Origin of the sequence: Klebsiella sp. 141203, assembly GCF_032601985.1 — a bacterium.
Classification (GTDB): Bacteria; Pseudomonadota; Gammaproteobacteria; order Enterobacterales; family Enterobacteriaceae; genus Klebsiella; species Klebsiella aerogenes.
Genome location: NZ_JAQIRL010000024.1, coordinates 1 through 297 on the forward strand (window position 1 = coordinate 1; position 297 = coordinate 297).

Here is a 297-nt window from a genome sequence, read left to right on the forward strand (position 1 = left end):
GGGTGTGACTGCGTACCTTTTGTATAATGGGTCAGCGACTTATATTCTGTAGCAAGGTTAACCGTATAGGGGAGCCGCAGGGAAACCGAGTCTTAACTGGGCGTTAAGTTGCAGGGTATAGACCCGAAACCCGGTGATCTAGCCATGGGCAGGTTGAAGGTTGGGTAACACTAACTGGAGGACCGAACCGACTAATGTTGAAAAATTAGCGGATGACTTGTGGCTGGGGGTGAAAGGCCAATCAAACCGGGAGATAGCTGGTTCTCCCCGAAAGCTATTTAGGTAGCGCCTCGTGAA

The 297-nt window shown here is 50.5% G+C and carries 1 rRNA gene; it reads left to right on the plus strand.

Annotated elements, in window-relative coordinates:
* Positions 1 to 297: ribosomal RNA gene (locus PGR29_RS24845) — 23S ribosomal RNA — on the plus strand; the annotation flags it as partial.